This is a genomic window from Vibrio sp. RM-69-4, from assembly GCF_024743775.1.
Taxonomy (GTDB): domain Bacteria; phylum Pseudomonadota; class Gammaproteobacteria; order Enterobacterales; family Vibrionaceae; genus Vibrio; species Vibrio anguillarum.
The window spans coordinates 1-517 of the sequence record NZ_JAMQXI010000085.1; the positions used below are offsets into that span (position 1 = coordinate 1).

The 517-nt window shown below is 48.4% G+C and carries 1 rRNA gene; it reads left to right on the top strand.

What is annotated here, in order from left to right:
* Window positions 1-5: 5 nt before the first annotated feature.
* Window positions 6-517 (top strand): 23S ribosomal RNA (locus NB504_RS17665); the annotation flags it as partial.

Genomic DNA, 517 nt, shown 5'->3' on the forward strand with positions numbered 1-517 from the left:
TGTATGGTTAAGTGACTAAGCGTACACGGTGGATGCCTTGGCAGTCAGAGGCGATGAAGGACGTAGTAACTTGCGATAAGCGTAGATTAGGCAGTAACAGCCACTTGAGTCTACGATTTCCGAATGGGGAAACCCACGTGCATAAGCACGTATCCTTACCTGAATACATAGGGTAAGGAGGCAAACCGGGGGAACTGAAACATCTAAGTACCCCGAGGAGAAGAAATCAACAGAGATTCCGAAAGTAGCGGCGAGCGAAATTGGACTAGCCCTTAAGCTTTTAATGATGCAGGTGAAGCCTCTGGAAAGTGGCGCAATAAAGGGTGATAGCCCCGTAACTGTTCCATCATTATAAGTGAAATCGAGTAAGGCGGGACACGTGTTATCCTGTCTGAACATGGGGGGACCATCCTCCAAGGCTAAATACTACTGACTGACCGATAGTGAACCAGTACCGTGAGGGAAAGGCGAAAAGAACCCCTGTGAGGGGAGTGAAATAGAACCTGAAACCGTGTAC